Here is a 7,062-nt window from a genome sequence, read left to right as displayed (position 1 = left end):
ACGTCCACACAGTCCGCAAAACCGACACCGCCACGTCCCGGAACAAGAAGTCGACGACCCCACGGCCTCGCCGCACAGGTTAAAGATCAAGCTAGTACGTGACGCGGGGCGGTCGCCCTCCGGAAGGAGGCGACCGCCCCGCGGCCGTTCGGGGGCCTTGCGCAGCCGCCGTTCGGGGGCTGCGGGCGGCCCGCCTCAGCCCAGCGCCAGTTCCGCCGCCCGTTCCGCGCAGCCCCAGGCCACCGTCACCCCCGCGCCGCCGTGCCCGTAGTTGTGGACGAGCCGTCCGCCGCCCGGCAGCGGCACCGCCTCGATCCGCACCCCGCCCGCCCGCGCGGGCCGCAGGCCCACCCGGTGGCCGAGGATCCGGGCCCCCGCGATCTCCGGCCGCACCCGCGCGCACCGCGCCACGATCGCCGCCGCCGTCGCCGGATCCGGCGCGAGCCGCTCGTCGTCCTCCTCCGCCGTCCCGCCGAGCACCAGCCGGTCCTCGTGCGGGAAGTAGTACGTGGTCTCGCCCGCCGACTCGTCCGCCGCCGTGAACCACTCCTCGATCCCCGGGTTCTCCACCAGGACCAACTGCCCCCGCACCGACCGCAGTCCGGGATCCGGTACCAGCTCCCGCGCCGCGAGTCCCGTGCAGTCGACGACCACCGGCGCCTCCTCCGCCGCCTCCTCGAAACCGGCGACCTCGCGCCGCTCGAAGGTCCCGCCCAAGGCCTCGAACCGGCCCCGCAGAAAGGTCAGATGGACCGGCATGTCGATCAGCGGCAGGCGCGCGGCGAGCCCCGTCCCGTACGGCCCCGGCACCTCCTCCGGCGCCAACTGCCGCAGCCCCTCGACCTCCTCGGCCCAGGGGCCGAGCTCGTCGAGGACCGTGCCCGCGTGGACCCCGGTCACCCACCGGACCCCGGTCCGCTCCGGATCGACGGCCAACTCCCCGTACACCCGCAGGGAGGTCAGGGCCCAGGCGCCGACCTCGGCCGCCGGTTCGATCCGGTACGGCCACCACAGGGCGCCCGCCACCGCCGAAGTCGTCTCGGGCAGGTCGTCACGGGACCAGATCCGTACCCGACGCCCGCGCTCCGCAAGCCGCGTCGCCGTCGCCAGGCCGACGACCCCGCCCCCCACCACGATCACGTCGCTCTTCATGCCCGGGACCGTACCGGGACCATGACATTTCCGGGACGGCGCGGCCACGGAAGGCCGAAATACTCGAGTCATGCCGGTCCCGCACACGTCCTTCGACCTCGTCCCCGCCGCCCCGTCCGGCGGCGACCACCTTCACCACGACTTCCTCGTCGACGGCAGGCCGCTGCTCCACCGGCTCGACGAGACCGACGGCTTCGACACCGTCTCGCCCCTCGCGGCGGACCTCCCGCCCACCGTCCGTGCCGAGCACGCCCACCGCCTGCTCCTGGCCGACGGCAGCCGCCAGGTGATCCACTCCTGCCCCGACTGCGAGGACCCCGGCTGCGGCGCGGTCACCGCCGTCGTCGCCCGCGACGGCGCGGACGTCGTCTGGCGCGACTTCGCCTGGCAGACCGGCACCGCCGCCGAGCCCGTGCGCGAGGGCTACCCCGGCGTCGGCCCGTACCGCTTCCACGGCCCGGCCTACCGGTCCGTGCTGCTCCGACTCCTCGAATCCTCGGCGTGTCGCCGCGTCGCCTAGGATGCGTTCCCTGATGACTGCCACTCTCGTCGCCAAGGACCTCGCCGCCGGCCACGGCGAACGCACCCTCTTCGCCGGGCTCGACCTCGTCGTCGCCCCCGGTGACGTCATCGGCCTCGTCGGCGTCAACGGCGCCGGCAAGTCGACCCTGCTGCGGCTGCTCGCCGGGCTCGACACCCCGGAGGAGGGCGAGCTGCGGCTCTCCCCGCCCACCGCCGCCGTCGGCCACCTTCCGCAGGAGCCCGAGCGGCGCGCGGGGGAGACCGTGCGGGAGTTCCTCGCTCGCCGCACCGGCGTCGCCGCCGCCCAGGCCGCCATGGACGAGGCCACCCAGGGCCTCGTCGACGGCACGCCCGGCGCGGACGACGCGTACGCCGTCACCCTGGAGCGCTGGCTGAACCTCGGCGGCGCCGACCTCGACGAGCGCGCCGAGGAGGTCGCCGACTCCCTCGGCCTCACCGTCGGCCTCGACCAGTCGATGACCGCCCTCTCCGGCGGCCAGGCAGCCCGCGCCGGCCTCGCCTTGTTGCTCCTCTCCCGCTACGACGTCTTCCTGCTCGACGAGCCCACGAACGACCTCGACCTCGAAGGTTTGGAGCGCCTGGAGTCCTTCGTGAAGGGGCTGCGCGCCGGGACGGTCGTCGTCAGCCACGACCGCGAGTTCCTCACCCGCACCGTCACCAAGGTCCTCGAACTCGACCTCGCCCAGCAGCAGATCACCCTGTACGGCGGCGGCTACGAGGCGTACCTGGAGGAGCGGGACACCGCCCGGCGCCACGCGCGCGAGGAGTACGACGAGTACGCCGACAAGAAGGCCGCCCTCGAAGGGCGCGCCCTCATGCAGCGCAACTGGATGGACAAGGGCGTCCGCAACGCCCGCCGCAAGGCCTCCGACAACGACAAGATCAGCCGGAAGCTGCGCGGCGAGGCCAGCGAGAAGCAGGCGGCGAAGGCCCGGCAGACCCAGCGCATGATCGAGCGCCTCGACGTCGTCGAGGAGCCCCGCAAGGAGTGGGAGCTGCGCATGGAGATCGCCGCCGCGCCCCGCTCCGGCTCGGTCGTCGCGACGCTGCGCGAGGCCGAGGTCCGCCGCGGCGACTTCGCCTTCGGCCCGGTCACCCTCCAGATCGACTGGGCCGACCGGGTCGCCGTCACCGGGGCGAACGGCGCCGGGAAGTCGACCCTGCTCGCCGCGCTCCTCGGCCGTCTCCCGCTGGACTCCGGCGACGCGGTCCTCGGCTCGGGCGTCGTCGTCGGCGAGGTCGACCAGGCCCGGAAGCTGTTCCACGGCACGGAGACCCTCCTGGAGGCGTTCTGCGCGGCCGTGCCCGACACCGAGCCCGCCGAGGTCCGGACGCTGCTCGCCAAGTTCGGCCTCAAGGCCGTCCACGTGCTGCGGCCCGCCACCACGCTCTCCCCGGGCGAGCGGACGCGCGCCGCGCTCGCCCTGCTCCAGGGCCGGGGCGTGAACCTGCTCGTCCTCGACGAGCCGACGAACCACCTGGACCTGCCGGCCATCGAGCAGCTGGAGTCCGCCCTCGACTCGTACACCGGCACGCTGCTGCTCGTCACCCACGACCGGCGCATGCTGGACGCGGTCCGCACCACCCGCCGCATCGAGGTCGCCGACGGCAAGGCGACCGAGCTGTGATCACGGGCGCGTCCGTACGCGGCCGGCGATGACGGTCGCCTTCGGCTGGGGTCCCGCCGGGGCGCGGGCCCTCGCCCCGGCGGCCGCCTGCGTGGTCGTCGTCGACGTGCTGTCCTTCACCACCTCGGTGGGCGTCGCCGTCGAGGGCGGCACCGCCGTGTACCCGTACCGCTGGAGGGACGCCACGGCCGAGGCGTACGCGCGGGAGAAGGACGCCGTGCTCGCCGTCGGCCGGAGCGAGGCCACCGGGGCGCACCCGTGGACGCTCTCCCCGGCCGCCCTGCGCGCCGCCCCGAGGCCGTCGCGACTGGTCCTGCCGTCCCCGAACGGCTCGACCATCGCCGCGGAGGCGGCCGCGGGCGGCGCGGCGGTCGTCGCGGCCTCCCTGCGCAACCATTCGGCCGTCGCCCGCCGGCTCGCCGACCGGGGCTACGGCACGGCCGAGCGGCCGCTTGCCGTCATCGCCTCGGGCGAGCGGTGGCCCGACGGCTCGCTGCGCCCCGCCCTCGAAGACCTGCTGGGCGCGGGAGCCGTGCTCTCCGCCCTCGCGGGCCCGCACACCCGCATGACCCCGGAGGCGACCGCGGCGGCCACGCTGTGGGACGCCACCGAGGACCCGGTCGCCGCCTTGCACGGCTGCGACTCGGGCCGTGAACTGTACGAGTACGGCTTTCCGCAGGACGTGGCCGTGGCCGCCGAGACCGACAGCTCGACGACCGTCCCCGTTCTCGTGGACGGCGCATTCCAGGAGGCACCATGACCGACCTACTGACCCGGCTGACCGAGATGCTGGACGATCTGGACGCGGACGTCGACGCCACGATCGACCTCGCCGACGAGATCGCGGCCTCGGGCGACGCCGGCCTCCTGCCGCGCCTCCAGGCCGAGCTGGACCGCGCCCTCGCCGAGCGGAACGCCTACGCCCGGGAACTCCTCGGCGGCGTCGTCGCCGCCCTCGGCGGCTCCGACACCCTCCCGGCCCTGATCCGCGCCTCCGCCGTCGACCTCGGGGACGACCAGGACGGCCTGGCCGCCGAGATCGTCGACCTGGTCCAGGCGGACCCGAAGACGGCCCGCCGCCTCCTCCAGCCGATGACGGAGGACGACGACCTGTCCGTCGCCAACCGCGCCGACTGGGCGCTGCGCTTCCTGCCGTAACGCGGGCGTACGCGCAGAGGCCCCGGCGAGCGGGACGAGGGGCGCCCTTCCGTGCGTTCTGCCGGAGAGCGCCCCCGCGCCTCCTAGCGGCGCTTGCCGCCGCCCTCGCCGAGCAGGCCCGCCTTGCGCAGGGCGTCCGCCATCGCGCTGTTCGCCGGCGCCGGCGCCGGCGAGCGGTCCCGGCCGCCCCGCTCCCCGCGGTCGTTCCGCTTGTCGCCCTCGGAGCGGCGGCCACCGCCACCCTGACGCTGCTGCGGCGGCCGACCGGAACGGTCGCCGCGGTCGCCGCGCTCGCCCCGGTCGCGCCGGGGCGCGCCGCCCTGGCCCTCGGCGCCCGGCTCGTCGTCCAGCCGCAGCGTCAGCGAGATCCGCTTGCGCGGGATGTCCACGTCCAGGACCTTCACCTTGACCACGTCGCCCGGCTTCACCACGTCACGCGGGTCCTTGACGAAGGTCTTCGACATCGCCGACACGTGCACCAGACCGTCCTGGTGCACACCGACGTCCACGAACGCGCCGAACGCGGCCACGTTGGTGACGACACCCTCCAGGACCATCCCGGACGCCAGGTCGCCGATCTTCTCGACGCCCTCCTTGAACGTGGCCGTGCGGAACGCCGGACGCGGGTCGCGGCCCGGCTTCTCCAGCTCGCGCAGGATGTCCGTCACCGTCGGCAGACCGAAGGTCTCGTCGACGAAGTCGTCGGCCCGCAGCGAGCGCAGCGTGCCCGTGTCGCCGATCAGCGCCGCGACCTCGCCGCCCGTCGCCTTCACCATCCGGCGCACCACCGGGTACGCCTCCGGGTGCACCGACGAGGAGTCCAGCGGGTCGTCGCCGCCCCGGATGCGCAGGAAGCCCGCGCACTGCTCGTACGCCTTCGGGCCGAGCCGCGCCACGTCCTTGAGCGCCTTGCGGGAACGGAAGGGGCCGTTGGCGTCCCGGTGCGCGACGATGTTCTCGGCGAGGCCGCCGCTGATGCCCGAGACCCGCGAAAGCAGCGGCGCCGAGGCGGTGTTGACGTCGACACCGACACCGTTCACACAGTCCTCGACCACCGCGTCGAGGGAGCGCGAGAGCTTCACCTCGGCCAGGTCGTGCTGGTACTGGCCGACGCCGATGGACTTCGGGTCGATCTTCACCAGCTCCGCGAGCGGGTCCTGGAGCCGCCGGGCGATGGAGACGGCGCCGCGCAACGACACGTCCAGGCCCGGGAGTTCCTGCGAGGCGAAGGCGGAGGCCGAGTAGACCGAGGCGCCGGCCTCCGAGACCATCACCTTCGTCAGCTTCAACTCGGGGTGCTTGGCGAGGAGTTCGGTCGCCAGCTTGTCGGTCTCGCGGGAGGCCGTGCCGTTGCCGATCGCGATCAGCTCGACCGCGTGCTCCTTCGCGAGGCGCGCCAGCTTCTCGAGCGCCTGGTCCCACTTGTTGGCGGGGACGTGCGGGTAGATCGTGTCCGTGGCGACGACCTTGCCGGTCGCGTCGACGACGGCGACCTTCACGCCCGTACGGAAACCGGGGTCGAGCCCGAGCGTCGCCCGGGTGCCGGCCGGCGCGGCGAGCAGCAGGTCCCGCAGGTTCGCCGCGAAGACCCGTACGGCCTCGTCCTCGGCGGCCGTCCGCAGCCGCAGCCGCAGATCGATCCCCAGGTGCACCAGGATGCGGGTCCGCCAGGCCCAGCGGACCGTGTCCTGGAGCCACTTGTCACCGGGGCGGCCCCGGTCGGCGACGCCGAAGCGGCCCGCGACGATCCCCTCGTACGAGGAAGGCCCCTCCGTCGGCTCCTCCGGTTCGAGGTCCAGGCTGAGGGCGTCCTCCTTCTCGCCGCGCAGCATCGCGAGCACGCGGTGCGAGGGCAGCGCCGTGAAGGGCTCGGTGAAGTCGAAGTAGTCGGCGAACTTCGCTCCCGCCTCCTCCTGGCCCGCGCGGACCTTCGCCACGAGCCGTCCGCGGCCCCACATGCGCTCGCGCAGCTCACCGATGAGGTCGGCGTCCTCGGAGAACGTCTCGGCGAGGATCGCCCGCGCGCCCTCCAGGGCCGCGGCGGCGTCCGCGACGCCCTTGTCGCCGTCCACGAAGGCCGCGGCGGCGGCCGCCGGCTCGACGGACGGGTCGGCGAGCAGCCCCTCGGCCAGCGGTGCGAGACCGGCCTCGCGGGCGATCTGGGCCTTCGTCCGCCGCTTCGGCTTGAAGGGCAGGTAGATGTCCTCCAGACGCGCCTTGGTGTCGGCGGCCCGGATGCTCGCCTCCAGCGAGTCCGTCAGCTTGCCCTGCTCGCGGACCGAGTCGAGGATCGCCGACCGGCGGTCCTCCAGCTCGCGCAGATAGCGCAGCCGCTCCTCCAGGGTGCGCAGCTGCGCGTCGTCGAGCATCTCGGTCGCTTCCTTGCGGTAGCGCGCGATGAACGGCACGGTCGAACCGCCGTCGAGGAGCTCGACGGCTGCCTTCACCTGTCGCTCGCGTACGCCGAGCTCCTCGGCGATCCTTGCTTCGATGGACGTCGTCACGGTGTCCCGACTCGCCTTCTCGTGCCTCAAGCTTGCGAGTGCATTCTGCCGGGTCGGTCACCCGTACGCGGCAACCG

The 7,062-nt window shown here is 74.0% G+C and carries 6 protein-coding genes; 4 read left to right on the top strand and 2 right to left on the bottom strand.

Going from position 1 to position 7,062, the window contains the following annotated elements; genetic code table 11:
- Nucleotides 1-195: 195 nt before the first annotated feature.
- A complete protein-coding gene (locus ACZ7HT_RS21930) occupies nt 196-1,152 on the bottom strand; it encodes an FAD-dependent oxidoreductase (protein WP_471168287.1) in 957 nt (318 codons plus the stop codon).
- 70 nt (nt 1,153-1,222) lie between these two features.
- Here ACZ7HT_RS21930 and ACZ7HT_RS21925 point away from each other — a divergent pair, with 70 nt between their 5' ends.
- Genes ACZ7HT_RS21925 through ACZ7HT_RS21910 form a run of 4 tightly spaced genes read left to right on the top strand, consistent with a single transcriptional unit; the run spans nt 1,223 to nt 4,481 of the window.
- Nucleotides 1,223-1,672, top strand: a complete 450-nt coding sequence (locus tag ACZ7HT_RS21925) for a hypothetical protein (protein WP_471168284.1) — start codon at nt 1,223-1,225, stop codon at nt 1,670-1,672.
- A gap of 13 nt (nt 1,673-1,685) precedes the next feature.
- A complete protein-coding gene (locus ACZ7HT_RS21920) occupies nt 1,686-3,323 on the top strand; it encodes an ABC-F family ATP-binding cassette domain-containing protein (protein ID WP_471168282.1) in 1,638 nt (545 codons plus the stop codon).
- Nucleotides 3,324-3,351: 28 nt separating this feature from the next.
- Nucleotides 3,352-4,083 (top strand): 2-phosphosulfolactate phosphatase, encoded by a 732-nt coding sequence (locus ACZ7HT_RS21915; protein ID WP_471168280.1) that lies wholly within the window; start codon nt 3,352-3,354, stop codon nt 4,081-4,083.
- Nucleotides 4,080-4,481 carry a hypothetical protein gene (locus ACZ7HT_RS21910; protein WP_471168277.1) on the top strand — a complete coding sequence of 134 codons (402 nt, stop codon included), beginning with the start codon at nt 4,080-4,082 and terminating at the stop codon, nt 4,479-4,481. The genes ACZ7HT_RS21915 and ACZ7HT_RS21910 overlap by 4 nt, the downstream gene beginning before the upstream one ends.
- 83 nt (nt 4,482-4,564) lie before the next feature.
- Here the strand turns inward: ACZ7HT_RS21910 and ACZ7HT_RS21905 are convergent, their stop codons facing one another.
- Nucleotides 4,565-6,985 carry a Tex family protein gene (locus tag ACZ7HT_RS21905; protein WP_471168274.1) on the bottom strand — a complete coding sequence of 807 codons (2,421 nt, stop codon included), beginning with the start codon at nt 6,983-6,985 and terminating at the stop codon, nt 4,565-4,567.
- Between the last annotated feature and the right edge of the window lie 77 nt (nt 6,986-7,062).

The sequence above is a fragment of the Streptomyces sp. NPDC037410 genome (genome assembly GCF_055602235.1).
This window is presented reverse-complemented; position numbering and strand designations above follow the sequence as displayed.